The sequence below is a fragment of the Roseiflexus castenholzii DSM 13941 genome, assembly GCF_000017805.1.
Taxonomy (GTDB): domain Bacteria; phylum Chloroflexota; class Chloroflexia; order Chloroflexales; family Roseiflexaceae; genus Roseiflexus; species Roseiflexus castenholzii.
The window spans coordinates 4,722,502-4,736,961 of record NC_009767.1; the positions used below are offsets into that span (position 1 = coordinate 4,722,502).

Sequence of the window (14,460 nt, forward strand, 5' to 3'; positions counted from 1 at the left end):
GAATGCCTGTCACCCGTCGCTCACAGGCGAGACGCCCATACGCATAGAAGCTACCGCTCCACACACGCCATCGCCCGCCGTTGCATGGCGGTGGCGGTTTCGGCGGCGGTGCGCCTGCCGAGCAGGAATGGCGGCAGTTCGACTTCGATGGCGTCCCATGCGCAGCGAATCGGACGGGTCGGCGGGATGCCCGGCGCATTGCCGGCATACGTTGCAGCTGCCGCCAGCGCCGGATCGTCAGTGACCGCCGGGTCGTTCAAGGCGGGAATGGACGCCGGGAGCATGCTCAGGTCGCGCGCGATGCGCGCCTGCCATACCGGTTCGCGGAGGGTCGCTGCCAGCGTTTCTGCCTGTGCCAGGCGTTGACCGTCGAGCGCAGCGCCGTACATCAAGTACACGCCGGTAAGCGGCGCGGCTGCCGGCACGCCCCGATTCGCCAGCGGCAGCGGCGCGATGCCTAACTCCAGGGTGTCGGTCAATCCCCGATAACTTTCCAGCGCCCAATCGCCATCGATTGCCAGCGCCACCCTGCCGCGCCGGAAGAGTCGCGCGCCCTCATCGTAGGTCGAGGGGGGCGTTGGTCCATACCGCCGGAGGGTGCGCAGCAGTTCGAGCGCAGACACAACAGCAGGAGCGTCGAGGGCGGGCATTCCGTCGGCATCGAGCATGGCGCCTCCTGTTATGTCAAGCCAGAGCGCAAACCAGCGCGCTTCAGTCCACCCGGCAACCAGTCCGAACCGTCCTCCGCCGGTGTTGGTGCGCGCAGCCGCGATCAGTGCGTCGATGGTGCGCGGCGGATATTCGACAAGTTTCCGGTTGTAGAGCAGCAGCAAGAAACCCTGTGCGCCAACCGGCACGCCCCACTGCTGATCGTCGGCGGTTGCGCCCACAACGACAGCCGGCAGCGTACCCTCGGCGGCAGGCGTCGAGCGCACTGCCTGAATCAGCCCCATGGTGCGCAGGATCGCCAGATCGTTGCCATCACCCCAGATGACATCCGGTGGTGGCCGTCCATCGATCTGATCGACGCGCAGACGGGCGATCATGGCGTCGGGAGTGCTGCTACGGATGCGGATCGGCACGTTGGCTGCGGCGGCGGCTTCGCTGAGCAGCCGCGCGAGGGCGTCACGTCGCGCTTCGTCACCTGCTGCCCACACCGTCAACGGTTCCGGCGCAGGCGTGAGCGTGGGAGGCGGCGGCGCGGTCGGCGCAGTCGTTGGCGAAGGCAGCGGTGTCGCTGTAGCGGTTGGTGTTGCGGAAGGCTCAGGCAACGGCGTTGGCGCCATAGATTCAGGCTGCGCGCAGGCTGCCAGGCAACACAGAAGGAGGATCAGGGCACGCGCATATGGAGATATTGTCAAGGCAGCAATTTCCACGATGTCTGCCACGCGCCGCCATAGCGCCGGTCGAGTTCGATGATCAGCGGAACCATGCCATCGAGGATGCGCGCATTGTGCAACACGCCACAATCGACCGGTCGAAATCCAAGATCGGCGATCAGCCCGGCAACGATGCGTTTGTCCTCCTCATCATCCCCGGCGAACAGCACATCGCGCTGAACGCCGTCGACATTCAGCGGTGCAAGGAGCGTCGCGGCGAAATTGGTCTTGAAGGCGGCAACAACGCGCGCGCCCGGACCAATGGCATCGCGGGTGACTTCAGCGCCGGCGACACGATTGTCCGGCAGATGATCGAACGGGTTCGAGATGTCGATCACCAATCGCTCGCGCAGCGCAGCGGCGTGGGCGCGGCAGAACGGCGCCACGTCGGGGTATGGCAGCGTGAGAACAACGATTGCAGATTCTTCCAGCGCATCGGCATACGTCGTCACCCGCGCAGCAGGAAGCGCAGCGATCAGGTCGGTCTTCTCATCGGGAACGCGCGACCCAAAGATAATGCGATGACCGGCGCGCACCCATCCTGCGCCTAACCCACGCGCCATTCTGCCTGTACCAATGAGCGCAATCGTCGTCATTCCATCCCTCCTATCGTCTGAAACCAGTGGTGCGCCTCTGCCAGCAACCGCACACAAAGCGCCGGCGGTGTTGGCACACCAGCGGCATCGAACGCCAGCAGAAGGCTGCCGGCGACCGGCGGCGCCTCCAGCCGCACCACCCGCGCCATCGGTGCGCACCGGCGAACCTGCTCCGTCAGCGCACCAATGAGCAGCCTGTTCCGCGCGCGAAAGACCCCTCCCGCCAGCACCAGATCGAAAGATTCGTGTTCGAGCGCGAGTTTGCGCACCACTGCCGCAGCCGTCAACCCCAACTCCTCTCCTGCCTGCCGTACAATCCGGCAGGCAACTTCATCGCCGGCATCGGCGACGGTAAAAACCAGCCGCGCCAGGCGTCCATTCGGTGGTGGAGCAGCGCCACGTGACACCCGTTCGACCAGATCGGGCACATCAACCGCGCCATATGCCCGCACAAAAGCGTCACTCAGTGCGGTCGCCGGTCCACGCCCAATCCAGGCGTGCCCAATGGCGCGGGTCGCTTCCCAGACCAGCCCAGCCGCGCCGTGGAAGTCCCCCCAGTGCATGCCCAACCCAAAGGTGCGGAATGTTGCGCCGCGACGATTGCGACCGGCAACCGTCGAGCCGGTTCCGGCGATCACCGCCACGCCGCATCCATCGGTGGAACCCGCGCGGAGTGCGCCAAAAGCGTCGTTCACCAGCGTATAGGGTCCGGGCAGATCCAGGCGCCTGATCACCGACTCAAGCCGCGCCACATCGCTTTCCCAATCAAGACCCGCCAGCGCGTATCCGGCGGCGCAAATATCGGTGCGGTTGATACCGGCCATGCGCAACGCCGCATCGATTGCCCGCGCATAGGCATCGAACGCCCCATCGAGACCGACCCCTTCCCAGTTGCCCGGTCCGCTTTCTCCGCCGCCAACGACGCGCCCTTCCAGATCGGCAATCAGTGCATGAGTTTTCGATCCGCCTGCATCGATACCGACAACATACCTGCCGCTCATAGCGCTCACCGAAGGAACAATTCCACCACCGGCACAGTCACACGGGGCTTGACCACCGGTAACTCCAGGGTGAGCGTATCGGCAGCAGTTTGGGCGATGCTCCATTCATTGTGCTTACCCGGTTCAAGCAGCCGAACTTCGCTGGCATCATGGAGGAGTTGCGCATACTCCACTCTGCCTGCCATGCCATCAAGGTGCAGATGGCGGAAGGGCCAGGAAAAAATGTGGAGGTAGAGTCGCTTTCCATTCTGCGTGAAGCGGCAATCGGTCGGCGCAGTAAACTCACTCTGCGTGCAACCATAGATTGAGCGGCTGTGCAAGCGCATCCAGTCGGCATAGACCTTGAGGGCTGCAAGCGCGCGGTCGTCGAACGTCCCACGCGCCGTCGGACCGACATTCATCAGCAGGTTGCCACCGCATGCCACGGAATTGACCAGCATCTGAATGAGTTGTTCCGGGCTTTTCCAGGTCATTTCATCACGGTGGTACCCCCACGACCCGCTGAACGTCTGACACGTCTCCCACACCACCGGCTCGCCATCGACATGGACCCACTCACGCGGCTGAAACTGCTCAGGCGTATGCACATCGGCGAACTCAGTCGGCAGATCGAGGCGGTTATTGACAATAATGTCGGGCGCCAGGTCGCGCACCAGGCGCAGCAGCGCTTCACTTTCCCAATCGACACGCCCTTTGCCGGGCAAGCCGTTGTACTCGCGGTTGGGGTAGGAAAAATCGAACCAGATAATATCCACCGATCCATAGCCGGTCAGTAACTCACGCACCTGATTGCGCATATATGCAGCATAACGCCGCATATCGCGCCCGGCGTTCAGTTGGGCGACATTTGGATGGTCGCGCAGTGGATGAAAGACATCGATAAGAAAATCGGGATGATGCCAGTCGATCAGCGAATAGTAAAACCCGATACGCAACCCTTCGGCGCGGAACGCCTCGACGAACGGCTTCAGCAGATCGCGCTTTGCCGGCGTATTGGGCGCCTTATAATCGGTGTACTGCGTATCCCACAGACAGAACCCCTCGTGGTGTTTCGTCGTTATCACCACATACTTCATCCCCGCCTCACGCGCAGCGCGCGCCCAGGCGCGCGGATCGTACAGGTCAGGGTCGAAATGGTCGAAATAGCGCTGATAGGATGCGTCGTCGATCTTTTCGCGGCTTTTGACCCACTCGTGGCGTGCTGCGAGCGCGTACAACCCCCAGTGAATGAACATCCCGAAGCGGTCGTGAACGAACCAGGACGTATCGCCGCGCGTCGGCGCCGGTGTGAGCATCGTCGTCTCCTGTGCGTGTTGACATAGTGCAACGTCAATAGCCAGCTGCCTTATCCACAACGTTGAGCAGCGGTTCACCCGTTCGATAGCGGCGGAGATTCTCGCAGAAGATATCGATAATACGTTCGCGCGTGCGTGGTGACGAATACGAAATATGCGGCGTAATCCAGACATTGGGCGCTTTCCAGAGCGGATGGTCGGGAGGCAGTGGCTCGATGGGCAGCGCATCGAGCGCCGCGCCGGCGATTCGCCCGCTGTGCAGCGCCTCCAGGAGCGCATCGGTGTCAACGATCTGCCCGCGCGCGATATTGATCAGGTAGGCGCTCGACTTCATACGCCGGAAAGCGTCCGCGTCGAACATCCCACGGGTTGCAGCGGTCAGCGGTACGGCAAGAACGATATAATCAGACTGTGGGAGAAGGTCGCGCCAGCCATGCTCCCCGACCATCACATCCACCCCGTCGGTTGGTTGGGGATGGCGGCGGCTGGCAAGGATCCGCATACCGAAGGCGCGCGCCCGTTTGGCGATCTCTGCGCCGATGTGACCATAGCCAATGATCAGGAGCGTGCGCTCGAACAGTTCATCGCAGGGAATATCGTCGCCGCGATCCCACTCGTCGGGCGCCAGCGCCTTGAGGTCGAAGGCGCGTTTGACATGGTTCAGCATGTACATCAAAACGAACTCGGCGATAGGAATAGCCTGTGCGCCTGCCGAATTCGTCAGCACAATGTCGCGTTCGAGAATTTCGGGAATCAGGAGATGCTCAACGCCTGCGCTCGGCGTGTGGATCCAGCGCAGGTTCGGCGCTGCCGCCAGAACGCGGCGCAGCGCACTGACCGGCGTCCACCAGCGGAGCAGCATAGTTACGTCGCAGACATCCCCCTCCGGTTCTCCGGCATCGTCGAAACGCACCACCTCCAGGTCCGGCGCCATCTCCGCCAGGCGTGGTTCAATCAGGGGTGCGAGCGCCTGCGGAATGAGCAGCTTCATTAACACCTCACAGGAGAGCGACGACCGCCTGTCAACTGACCGATTCGCCCGGCTTCAGGTCGATCACGGTCACATCAACGCCAAAAGCGCTACACTGCTCGCGGAGTTGGTCCGGCGTGCCACGCAGGATTGGGAAGGTGCCGTAGTGCTCTGGAATGGCGAATTTCGGACGGATCAACTTCAGCGCATAGGCGGCCTGCATCGGATCCATGGTAAAGTGATCGCCAATCGGCAGGAAAACCAATTCGGGGCGGTACAGATCGCCGATGATCTGCATGTCCATCGTCACGGCGGTATCGCCGGTATGATACATTACAAAGCCATTCTCCATCCGCAGCACATACCCCGCCTCCGTGCCCATCGGCACAATTATGCCATTGTCGGTAAAAGTGCTGCTATGGGTCGCGTGGGTCATCGTGGCGCGAATGCCTGCTACTTCGACCGTCCCGCCTTTGTTGAACCCGACCAACCGATCCTGACCGACGCCTTTCGACGCGAGCCAACTGGTGATGTCGAACTGCCCGACAATCGTGGCGTTGGTGGCGGTTGCCAGATCCAGAATATCGGCGATATGGTCGAAGTGCCCATGGGTCAGGAAGATGGCATCAAGACCTTCGCTACGCACCCGTTGCTTCCACTCATCGGGGCAGACGGGATTGCCATCCACCCAGGCGTCGATCAGTATCTTCTTCCCTCCGGGGGTCTGGATATGGAACGTACCGTGTCCGAGCCAACTGATCGTTGTGTCACGACCAATCGTCGCCATCACATTCCTCCTTTCCACATGCGAGGGTCACCTGGGGTGCACCTGAAACAAGACACCCTGCCAGCATCGTTTTGCGGCGATCTCTGCGATGCTAAGGTTGCGGCATCCGGCAAGCATAGTATAGCACAGGTTGTCCTGGCGTATGTCGCGTGTTGGAGGCGGACGTTGCGGTGCGCGTTGCCGGTGAGGAGATGACAGCGAGCGACGCGCCGGAATGGAACCGCAGCGCCGGAGTGAACCACGCAGGCCAGCGTTGGGTGAGGTCGCTCCCGCATCGTCACAGCGGCAATCACCCCCTTCTCACACCCGCACAGACGCAGATTCTTACGCAGCGGATGTTGGGTGTTCCGACACCGTATCTCGCACAAATCTTGCAGACGGAGGATGGTTGTGGATTCACAACAACCAGGTGACAGAATGTTACCAGGATATTCAAAAAAACGCATATGATAGGAGCCATGGCACATGTCACAATTGACAAACAGGCTCAACTCTTCAAGGCGCTGATGCACCCGGTGCGGATTCAGATTCTCGAAATCCTGCGCGGAGGTGAAGCGTGCGTCTGCCATATCGAAGCGATGCTTGGCTTGCGGCAGGCATACGTCTCGCAGCAACTAGCGGTGTTACGGCGATTCGGCCTGATCAAGGACCGGCGCGACGGTTCGAATATCTACTATCGGGTCATCCGGCGCGAAGTCTTCGATATGCTCGACACAGCGCGCGCGATTGTCGGCGATGAAGAGAAGCCGGCCACGCGACGGGCAACGGGATGTTCGTGCCCGCGTTGTGTACCGCACATTGCACGTATTGAGTGAGGGACCCATGCTGAACATCAAGGTTCTGGGGTCAGGATGCGCAAACTGCCGGAAGTTGGAGGAGCGTGTGCGCAATGTCATCCGGCAGCGCAACCTGACGGCGGAGATCGAGAAGGTGACGGATTATGCGCAGATGATGCGCTGGAATGTCATGCGCACACCGGGTTTGGTGATCAATGACGTCTTGGTCGCTTCCGGGCGCATTCCGACTGAGGAGGAGATCGGCAGTTGGCTGAAGGTTGGTTGATACACAGCACGTCTTATCGGGGGATGGGGCGGCGGCGCCCCATTTTATGACGCAAGCATATGCAATTTTTTGCATATCCTGGGGGATGAATCATGGAGCAGACATTATCGGCGTTATCACTACGACATTCATCACGGCGCGCATGGGGTATTGTTGCCGTCGCTGCTGTTGGCTGGCTGATTGCGTACAACCTGATCCAACCGCTGGCGCACTGGTTGGCATATCGGGTGCTGGGTTTTGCCGAGGGATCACAGGCAGGCGAGGCGCTCGCCTTTTTTCTGTACGACGTGCCAAAGATCCTGCTGCTGTTAAGTGGGATGATCTTCGGCATCAGCGTCCTCCGTTCGTTCTTCAGTCCCGAACGCACCCGCGCCCTGCTCGGCGGCAAGCGTGAGGGGATCGGGAACGCACTGGCAGCCGGGTTGGGCGTGCTCACACCATTTTGCTCGTGCTCGGCGGTGCCGCTCTTTATCGGCTTTGTCGAAGCGGGCATTCCGCTCGGTGTGACCTTCTCGTTCCTGATTGCCGCGCCAATGGTGAATGAGGTTGCGCTGGCAATGCTCCTTGGCATGTTTGGCTGGCAGGTAGCCCTACTCTATCTGGTTGCCGGCATGAGTGTGGCAATTCTATCCGGTATCGTTATCGGGCGCCTGCGCCTGGAGCGCTACGTCGAGGATTTTGTCTGGCAGATCAAAGGCGGTGGCGGCGCCGTCGCAGGTGAAGCGCCGACATGGGCTGAACGGTTTGCCTTTGCATGGGAGAATACCCGTGAGATTGTCGGCAAGGTCTGGCTCTACGTCGTCATCGGGATTGCCATTGGCGCCGGCATTCATGGCTACGTTCCCGAAGAAGCGCTGTCTGGCATCCTTGGGCGCGAGGCATGGTGGTCGGTGCCGGCAGGCGTGATTCTCGGCGTGCCGCTCTATTCGAATGCCGCCGGTGTAATCCCGGTGGTACAGGCGCTGATGGCGAAAGGCGCCGCTCTGGGAACGGCGCTTGCCTTTATGATGGCGGTCGTCGCCCTCAGTTTGCCCGAAATGATCATTCTGCGCCGGGTACTCAAGCCACAGTTGATCGCCGTGTTTATCGGCGTGGTGGCCGTCGGGATCATGATGGTTGGCTATCTGTTCAATCTGGTGATGGGCTGACGATTGGACAACTGAGAGCAGGGGCGGCGATCGCCCCTGTTTTGTTTGCGACCGGGTTGATCGCGCTATCATCGGCATCGTCTGGAAAGGAGACAGACAATGTCGTATGTTATCCTGACGCTTCTGCTGTTCATCCTTTCGTTCCTCTCAGGAATGATGGGGCTAGGGGTCGCCTTCATTGCGACGCCGACGCTCGGCTTGTTTGGTCTGGATCTGAAGCATGAAATCATGCCGCTCTCGCTCTGGCTCAATGGCATTACAGCAATCACCGGCGCTATCACACTGGCGCGCAAGGGAATGGTCGACTGGCGCACCGCGCTTCCGTTGCTGGCGATCACCACCCTTGTGGCGCCGATCGGGGTCTGGTTGCTTCAGTTTGTGTCAACCACTACTATCTGGTGGATTTATGTCGGCGTCCTCTTTTTCCTTGCATATCGCATGGCCTTTCCGCCGCCGCAAGACGACAGCGCGCCGCGTTCGATCGGTGATGACGTTCGGGTAAAGGCCGGCGCGGCCAGTGCGGCGATCGGCGTTTTTGCCGGCTTCCTCGGCGTTGGTCCTGGCTTTCTGATGATGCCGACATTGGTGTTGCTCGGTTACAACGCGCGCATTGCCGCTGCAACAAATGCGGTCATTGTGACGCTGCCGTCATTCTCGGCATTCGCTGCCCATCTGATCGATGCGCGCTTCGATTGGCTCTTGCTCGGTCTGACATCGGTATCCGCCATTATAGGCGCTCAGTCCGGCGCCGCATTTATGGCGCGCCGGGTGAAGAGTCTGACTCTGACGCGCATCTTCGCTGCGGCCCTGGTGTTGCTGGCGCTGCAACGGACGTGGAGCCTCGTCGTGGCATAACCGGCGCGTAGCGGGCATGCGTGGCGTTGGGGTGTGCCGTTGTGCCCTCACCCCTTATACTATATAAGACGAGAGGCGCGCAGCGCGAGGCATTCGGTGGGCGGTGGAGGTACTTTGTCTCTATGCGCGCAACGCTGTCAGGCGGCGAGGCGCGCGGCGCGAGGCATGAGGCGGGCGGTGGAGGAGCGCTCTCAAGTGTAGGGTTTTTCGGGTGGTTCGGCATCAGTGGAAAAGGTTTTTGCAGGCGAGGCCGGCTACTGCGACGATATGCTTGTCCCACCTCGTGGCGCGGACGGGTCACCGGTTTCACGGCTGGCGAACGCCAGATCGACGGCAGGTTGCCGGCGCGCTGGGATGCCGCCGCGACCGAAACATTGATGCTGACCGACCTGCCGCCGGACGCCGCCGAGACGGTCTGGTATGGGATGCGCGCCGGGGTCGAGGGCAGCGACCAGGATGCCACATCCCAATGACGATTGAAGATGCCGCATGCGTGTCATTCCGAGCCCTTCGCTTCGCTCAGGGTAAACGCAGCGAGGAATCTGCGCGGGTCGCGCACGACCCCTCGCGCTGCTCGGGGTGACCATGCCGGATGGTCACAGGTCATTGGTAACACGTGGTGGGTGGCACGGGGAACCGACCAACATAACCGACTCGCGGTGTGCCGAACGGCGGTGGTTGGTCATGGCGCCGGCGACCTTGTGGGTGGTGCGCGTCGGCTGTGCCACCGAAGTGGCGCACCCTGCATCGACCGTGGACGCGCTTCCGCCTCGGCATGTGGCGCGCCGCCGCGCGACGGGTCGCCGGGCGCCTCGGACGATCCGGTGTTTCCGTCGCGGACGGTTGGTGCTGCTTGCGGCACTGCTCCACGGCGGACCGCTTCCCGTCAGACGGTTGGCTCCGGAATCCTGGTCGAACCGTCTTGACACTCCTCCCGCACGCGGGAGAGGGGAGTTCACCAACCGGCGCTAATGGCCGGTACGCGCGTTTGACTCACCCCCTGCCCCGCTCCCGCACGCGGAGCGAGGAGACCCGCGCCGCGCGCGTCCGTCCCACGGTGGGGCGTGCCGGGGTGCGCTGTCATCGCGCGCCGCCGCAGCCGGTCGAAGTAATCCCCTCACCCCCTGCCCCGCTCCCGCACGCGGAGCGAGGAGACCCGCGCCGCGCGCGCGTCCGTCCCACGGTGGGGCGTGCCGGGGTGCGCCCTGTCATTGCGAGACCGGCGTAGCCGGTCGAAGCAATCCCCCCGCCCCAACGAGTCATCGCGCGCCGCCGCAGCCGGTCGAAGCAATCCCCGCATCCTGCGCCCAGCGAGTTCACGAGCGGAGCGCGCGTATGCGCAGAGCGGGCATACATGGCGTTGGGGTGCGCCAACGTGTACCTGAGCCTCACGCCACTCATGCGGCCATCAGTGCCTCGCGCAACTTCCCGACCACCATGCTCTCCGGCGCGGCGCCTTCGATATGCACCACATCGTCAATGACTGTGCGCGGCACACCCATCACCTCGTAGCGCTCGCCGAGGTCAGGGAACTCGGTGACTTCAACCACGTCGGCGGTGATCAGCGGGCTGGCATACGCCAGGCGATGCGCCAGCACCCCGGCGCGCGGGCAGTATGGGCATCCTGGCGTCACGAAGACTTGCAAGTGCATCGGTTGCTTCAGTTCGTTCAGGAAACTGCGCGTCGCCGGTTGCAATTCCACCGTGTCGCTGCCGACCATCCGCAACGCCTCGAGCAGGGTCACAAACTCGTAGCCGCTCGGAATGCCGTAGAAGCGCACGCCGTAGTCCTGCGCCGCTTCACCGCCAAGGATGACGATCGCCGGCGCCTTATCAACGCCGAGTTCGGCAGCGCGCGCGGCGTCCGCTTGCAGGTCGTAGGTCTCGACGCGCAGCAATGGATGAAGCCCTGCCACTTCTTCGACTAACTCGCCGGTGACATCGCACAATTCACAGTTCTCCTTGCTGCTGAAAAATGCCATGGTCACCGGTCGCTTCAACCCTTCTTCGAGTTGCTCACGGACAATCTTCCGGTCCTTATCGTGCAAGAGCGCCATTGGGCTTTCCTCCTCAGAGATGTGCAATTCTTCTGCGCATATGATGTGTGAAGCGCAGCAAAGGTTACATTACCCGTGCAAGGCGGGCAGAAAGACCGTCGGACTATGCACCAGCAGCGGACTCTGGCTTTTGAACGCTTCGGCATACGCCACACCGAAGAGTCGTCCAACGTATGCATCCTCCGCTTCGTAGAGGGTCAACAACCGATCATGCCCTTCTTCGATCCTGAAAATCGAGCCGTATTCCGCCAGCGCCGCTCGTTTGCGGTCGTAGACACTGCTGACATCCACTGCAAAGGCGAAGTCGCGTCCCCATGGCGGTTCCATTTTGCAATGTGGGTAGAAGAGGCGCTCGACCGCCCATGGTCTGGTATCGCCGAGCGCTTCCCCACCCGGCACACGGTCCCAGTGATCAAGGCGCGCATAGAAGACCGCAGCGCTCACCAGGCTGCCGACAGCCGCGTGATCCGGGTGGACGCAGGCGTCGGTGGTAGCGAAGACGATGGCGGGACGATGGATGCGGATCAGGCGAGCGACGGCAAGACGCAGATGGATCGTGTCGGTGATCAGGCGGTCCTGTGCATTGAGGAACAGACGATCCGCGCCCAAATGCGCTGCTGCACGGCGCGCCTGTTCGGCGCGCACACCCGGCGCGGCGAAATCGCTCGGTTCGCCATCGCACAGATCGACCAGCACAACCCGTTTGTCCTGTTTCGTCAGTAGCGCGATTGTGCCGCCCATCTGCACTTCGGCATCGTCGGGGTGCGCGGAGATAACCATGACATCGTATGACACGGTTCGCCCCTTTCCAGAAAGATTGATGCTGTCGAAATAATACCAATTACCTGTGAACATCCGGCATGGTCACTCCGAGCGGAGCGAAAGGTCTTGCGCGACCCGCGCAGATTCCTCGCTGCGTTTACCCTGAGCGAAGCGAAGGGCTCGGAATGACACGCATGCGGCATCTTCAATTGTCATTGGTATAAGATGTGCTGCGCCGCTGCAACGTTACACACAGCGGCGCAGGTGGTATAATTGCTCTTCCTATCCGGCAATACGGTGAGCATAGAAGGAGAGCGACAATGGGAGCATGGTCGGAACTGGACGCAGTGTACCCGCCCGGCGCACTGACGCCTGGCGCGACACTACTGGCGGCGCTGGCGCACCTGCACAGCGCGAGGAGCCTGTATGATGAGCGTGGCGCGCTGGCGCGCTTTGTGCCGGATGCGCGGCGCGGCCTGGCGCTGGACCGCGATCTGATCGACCGGATCGAGCAGCATCTGGCGCGTGTTTCGTTCGATGCGTTCGTCCGTGAAGCGCGCGAACGGCTCAATTATCAGCAACGACGTTGCCTGGCGCTCAACCTGCTCGATGCCGTGCTCGCCGCCGGTGAACGCCCCGAAGCGCATCCGCGCTACCGCGCGCTGATCGAAGGACTCGGCATCACGGCTGAAATGCTCGACCCCTACCAGCACGCCCTTGTGTTGAAGAACGACCTGAGCATCTTTCCACAGTAAATGACTATCACACCGTCGCAGCGTAGCGCGTTTGCCGCAAGGACATTCGCAGCGTTACGGCATCGTAATTATCGCCTCTGGTTCTTCGGGCAGATGGTATCGCTCTTCGGCTCCTGGATGCAAACCACTGCTCAGGGATTTCTGGTCTTTCAACTGACCGGTTCGCCCGCGTACCTGGGGTATGTCGGGTTCGCCGCCGGCATTCCTGCGTGGGCGCTGACTCTCTATGGCGGCGTGGTCGCCGATCGTATGCCGCGCCGAACTCTGCTGATCATCACGCAGACGGCGCAGATGGCGCTGGCATTCGCGCTGGCGGCGCTCGTGTTCAGCGGTATCGTCCAACCCTGGCATATTGTCGCACTCTCGTTCCTGCTAGGGATCGCCAATGCGTTCGACGCTCCGGCGCGCCTGGCATTCGTGCGTGAACTGGTGGACAAGGAAGACCTGACGAATGGCATTGCGCTCAACGCGACGATGTTCAACCTGGCGACGACGACCGGACCGGCGATGGCGGGGGTGACCTACACTCTGGTGGGACCGGCGTGGTGTTTCATGCTGAACGGCATCTCGTTCCTGGCGGTCATTGGCGCGCTCTGGCGCATGCGGATGGCGCCGCAGCCGGTTGCGCCACGCAGCGCCTCGGCGTGGCGCGACCTGCGCGAGGGGTTGAGTTACATCCTGCACGAACCGGTGGTGCGCACGCTGATTGCGCTGGTGGGGGCGACGAGTTGTTTTGGCATCTCGTTTGCGACCCTCTTCCCGGCATGGGCGGTGCGCATTCTGGGGGGCGACGCCGCCACAACCGGTCTCTTGCAATCGGCGCGCGGTCTGGGAGCGCTGCTGGGAGCGTTGCTGATTGCGTCACTGGGGCGCTTTCAGTTCAAAGGGCGTCTATTGACAGTCGGCACATTTGCGTTCCCAACACTGCTCATTGTGCTGACCTTCACGACCTGGCTGCCGCTGACCCTGGTGCTCCTGACGGCTTCGGGGCTGGCGGTGATCCTGATCATGAACCTGGCAAATGCGCTGGTGCAGACGCTGACACCCGATGCGCTGCGGGGTCGGGTGATGGCGGTCTACAGCATGGTCTTTTTCGGAATGATGCCAATCGGTGCGCTCTGGATCGGGGTGATCGCCGAGCGAGCCGGTGAACCGACGGCAGTGATCAGCGGGGCGCTGGTGGTCCTGGGAGTCGCAGCGCTCATACGTTTGGCTGTGCCGCAGATACGGAAGTTGACGTGAGGATAGTTGCTGCACACGCCATCGCATTCAGTCGGGGTCTCACGCAATCCTGTTTTTCTGCGCAACCCGCTCCATGTGCTACCCGCGTCTCCGGCGCAGCAGCAGAATGCCCGGCAATCCCAGCAGACCGCCGGGTTTGATGAGATTGAAGAATGCATCGAGCCATGCAAGTCCGCCTATAACCGCAAAAGAACCACCGACCACCATCACAATCGTCGAAGGCATCCATATCCACCAGGAGTCGATCATCGCCGACTGCGGCGTTTGCGGGTCGTACAGCACTTCGACGGCATCACCCACGCGGTAGGCTGGCGGGTTGCTGCCCATAGTGTCCTCAAAGCGAATTGTCTCGCCGTTCGCCGTGCGAAACTCCACGACTGCATAGTGGAGTGTGCTTCGTTTTTCGCCCTGGGTTCTTGTTCGTGAGACGACTTCGACAACGGCGCCCTGTGCCTTGACCATCGTGGCGATCTGATTTTGCTGATGCACGCGCCACATCTGCCCACCGTACAAGGCGCCCAGCCCGATCGCCGCCGCAATAATACCAATTC

At 61.8% G+C, this 14,460-nt stretch carries 16 protein-coding genes; 7 read left to right on the forward strand and 9 right to left on the reverse strand.

What is annotated here, in order from left to right:
• Positions 1 to 50: 50 nt before the first annotated feature.
• From RCAS_RS18710 to RCAS_RS18735, 6 genes are all read right to left on the reverse strand, one after another.
• On the reverse strand, positions 51 to 1,286 hold the full coding sequence (locus RCAS_RS18710; RefSeq protein ID WP_012122084.1) for a sugar ABC transporter substrate-binding protein: 1,236 nt from the start codon (positions 1,284 to 1,286) through the stop codon (positions 51 to 53).
• A 71-nt stretch (positions 1,287 to 1,357) separates the two neighbouring features.
• Positions 1,358 to 1,975 carry an NADPH-dependent F420 reductase gene (locus RCAS_RS18715; protein ID WP_012122085.1) on the reverse strand — a complete coding sequence of 206 codons (618 nt, stop codon included), beginning with the start codon at positions 1,973 to 1,975 and terminating at the stop codon, positions 1,358 to 1,360.
• A complete protein-coding gene (locus RCAS_RS18720) occupies positions 1,972 to 2,976 on the reverse strand; it encodes an N-acetylglucosamine kinase (protein WP_012122086.1) in 1,005 nt (334 codons plus the stop codon). The genes RCAS_RS18715 and RCAS_RS18720 overlap by 4 nt, the downstream gene beginning before the upstream one ends.
• A gap of 5 nt (positions 2,977 to 2,981) precedes the next feature.
• The gene (locus tag RCAS_RS18725) at positions 2,982 to 4,271 is read right to left on the reverse strand and encodes an alpha-L-fucosidase (protein ID WP_012122087.1); all 1,290 of its coding nucleotides are present in this window, start codon (positions 4,269 to 4,271) and stop codon (positions 2,982 to 2,984) included.
• A 34-nt stretch (positions 4,272 to 4,305) separates the two neighbouring features.
• Positions 4,306 to 5,262 carry a D-2-hydroxyacid dehydrogenase gene (locus RCAS_RS18730; protein ID WP_012122088.1) on the reverse strand — a complete coding sequence of 319 codons (957 nt, stop codon included), beginning with the start codon at positions 5,260 to 5,262 and terminating at the stop codon, positions 4,306 to 4,308.
• A 31-nt stretch (positions 5,263 to 5,293) separates the two neighbouring features.
• Positions 5,294 to 6,028 carry a metal-dependent hydrolase gene (locus RCAS_RS18735; RefSeq protein ID WP_012122089.1) on the reverse strand — a complete coding sequence of 245 codons (735 nt, stop codon included), beginning with the start codon at positions 6,026 to 6,028 and terminating at the stop codon, positions 5,294 to 5,296.
• Positions 6,029 to 6,486: 458 nt separating this feature from the next.
• Between RCAS_RS18735 and RCAS_RS18745 the strand changes: the two genes are divergently transcribed.
• The 5 genes from RCAS_RS18745 to RCAS_RS18765 all read left to right on the forward strand — a co-directional run bounded on the left by RCAS_RS18745 (position 6,487) and on the right by RCAS_RS18765 (position 9,566).
• Complete coding sequence (locus tag RCAS_RS18745; protein ID WP_041331094.1) at positions 6,487 to 6,843, forward strand: ArsR/SmtB family transcription factor; 357 nt, start codon at positions 6,487 to 6,489, stop codon at positions 6,841 to 6,843.
• A 7-nt stretch (positions 6,844 to 6,850) separates the two neighbouring features.
• The gene (locus RCAS_RS18750) at positions 6,851 to 7,090 is read left to right on the forward strand and encodes a thioredoxin family protein (RefSeq protein WP_012122091.1); all 240 of its coding nucleotides are present in this window, start codon (positions 6,851 to 6,853) and stop codon (positions 7,088 to 7,090) included.
• A gap of 92 nt (positions 7,091 to 7,182) precedes the next feature.
• Complete coding sequence (locus RCAS_RS18755) at positions 7,183 to 8,238, forward strand: permease (RefSeq protein ID WP_012122092.1); 1,056 nt, start codon at positions 7,183 to 7,185, stop codon at positions 8,236 to 8,238.
• A 99-nt stretch (positions 8,239 to 8,337) separates the two neighbouring features.
• Positions 8,338 to 9,093, forward strand: coding sequence for a sulfite exporter TauE/SafE family protein (locus RCAS_RS18760; protein WP_012122093.1), 756 nt, complete (start codon positions 8,338 to 8,340; stop codon positions 9,091 to 9,093).
• 122 nt (positions 9,094 to 9,215) lie between these two features.
• Positions 9,216 to 9,566, forward strand: a complete 351-nt coding sequence (locus tag RCAS_RS18765; RefSeq protein WP_041331096.1) for a hypothetical protein — start codon at positions 9,216 to 9,218, stop codon at positions 9,564 to 9,566.
• A 924-nt stretch (positions 9,567 to 10,490) separates the two neighbouring features.
• Here RCAS_RS18765 and pdo read toward each other — a convergent pair.
• Together pdo and RCAS_RS18775 are read right to left on the reverse strand one after the other, a co-directional pair.
• Entirely contained in the window at positions 10,491 to 11,150 is a 660-nt protein-coding gene (pdo, locus tag RCAS_RS18770) for a protein disulfide oxidoreductase (RefSeq protein ID WP_012122095.1), read from the reverse strand.
• A gap of 69 nt (positions 11,151 to 11,219) precedes the next feature.
• Positions 11,220 to 11,945: a PIG-L family deacetylase gene (locus RCAS_RS18775; RefSeq protein WP_157042699.1), complete on the reverse strand. Its 726-nt coding sequence runs from the start codon at positions 11,943 to 11,945 to the stop codon at positions 11,220 to 11,222.
• 287 nt (positions 11,946 to 12,232) lie between these two features.
• Here RCAS_RS18775 and RCAS_RS18780 point away from each other — a divergent pair, with 287 nt between their 5' ends.
• Together RCAS_RS18780 and RCAS_RS18785 are read left to right on the forward strand one after the other, a co-directional pair.
• Positions 12,233 to 12,667, forward strand: a complete 435-nt coding sequence (locus RCAS_RS18780; protein ID WP_012122097.1) for a hypothetical protein — start codon at positions 12,233 to 12,235, stop codon at positions 12,665 to 12,667.
• Positions 12,668 to 13,909, forward strand: coding sequence for an MFS transporter (locus tag RCAS_RS18785; protein ID WP_012122098.1), 1,242 nt, complete (start codon positions 12,668 to 12,670; stop codon positions 13,907 to 13,909).
• A 78-nt stretch (positions 13,910 to 13,987) separates the two neighbouring features.
• Here RCAS_RS18785 and RCAS_RS26300 read toward each other — a convergent pair whose 3' ends face one another.
• Complete coding sequence (locus RCAS_RS26300; protein ID WP_012122099.1) at positions 13,988 to 14,407, reverse strand: DUF3592 domain-containing protein; 420 nt, start codon at positions 14,405 to 14,407, stop codon at positions 13,988 to 13,990.
• Between the last annotated feature and the right edge of the window lie 53 nt (positions 14,408 to 14,460).

Coding starts and splice junctions, on each gene's coding strand:
- RCAS_RS18710 (WP_012122084.1), bottom strand. CDS start 1,286: ATGGCGCCAACGCCGTTGCCTGAGCCTTCCGCAACACCAACCGCTACA.
- RCAS_RS18715 (WP_012122085.1), bottom strand. CDS start 1,975: ATGACGACGATTGCGCTCATTGGTACAGGCAGAATGGCGCGTGGGTTA.
- RCAS_RS18720 (WP_012122086.1), bottom strand. CDS start 2,976: ATGAGCGGCAGGTATGTTGTCGGTATCGATGCAGGCGGATCGAAAACT.
- RCAS_RS18725 (WP_012122087.1), bottom strand. CDS start 4,271: ATGCTCACACCGGCGCCGACGCGCGGCGATACGTCCTGGTTCGTTCAC.
- RCAS_RS18730 (WP_012122088.1), bottom strand. CDS start 5,262: ATGAAGCTGCTCATTCCGCAGGCGCTCGCACCCCTGATTGAACCACGC.
- RCAS_RS18735 (WP_012122089.1), bottom strand. CDS start 6,028: ATGGCGACGATTGGTCGTGACACAACGATCAGTTGGCTCGGACACGGT.
- RCAS_RS18745 (WP_041331094.1), top strand. CDS start 6,487: ATGGCACATGTCACAATTGACAAACAGGCTCAACTCTTCAAGGCGCTG.
- RCAS_RS18750 (WP_012122091.1), top strand. CDS start 6,851: ATGCTGAACATCAAGGTTCTGGGGTCAGGATGCGCAAACTGCCGGAAG.
- RCAS_RS18755 (WP_012122092.1), top strand. CDS start 7,183: ATGGAGCAGACATTATCGGCGTTATCACTACGACATTCATCACGGCGC.
- RCAS_RS18760 (WP_012122093.1), top strand. CDS start 8,338: ATGTCGTATGTTATCCTGACGCTTCTGCTGTTCATCCTTTCGTTCCTC.
- RCAS_RS18765 (WP_041331096.1), top strand. CDS start 9,216: ATGCGCGCAACGCTGTCAGGCGGCGAGGCGCGCGGCGCGAGGCATGAG.
- pdo (WP_012122095.1), bottom strand. CDS start 11,150: ATGGCGCTCTTGCACGATAAGGACCGGAAGATTGTCCGTGAGCAACTC.
- RCAS_RS18780 (WP_012122097.1), top strand. CDS start 12,233: ATGGGAGCATGGTCGGAACTGGACGCAGTGTACCCGCCCGGCGCACTG.
- RCAS_RS18785 (WP_012122098.1), top strand. CDS start 12,668: ATGACTATCACACCGTCGCAGCGTAGCGCGTTTGCCGCAAGGACATTC.
- RCAS_RS26300 (WP_012122099.1), bottom strand. CDS start 14,407: ATGTGGCGCGTGCATCAGCAAAATCAGATCGCCACGATGGTCAAGGCA.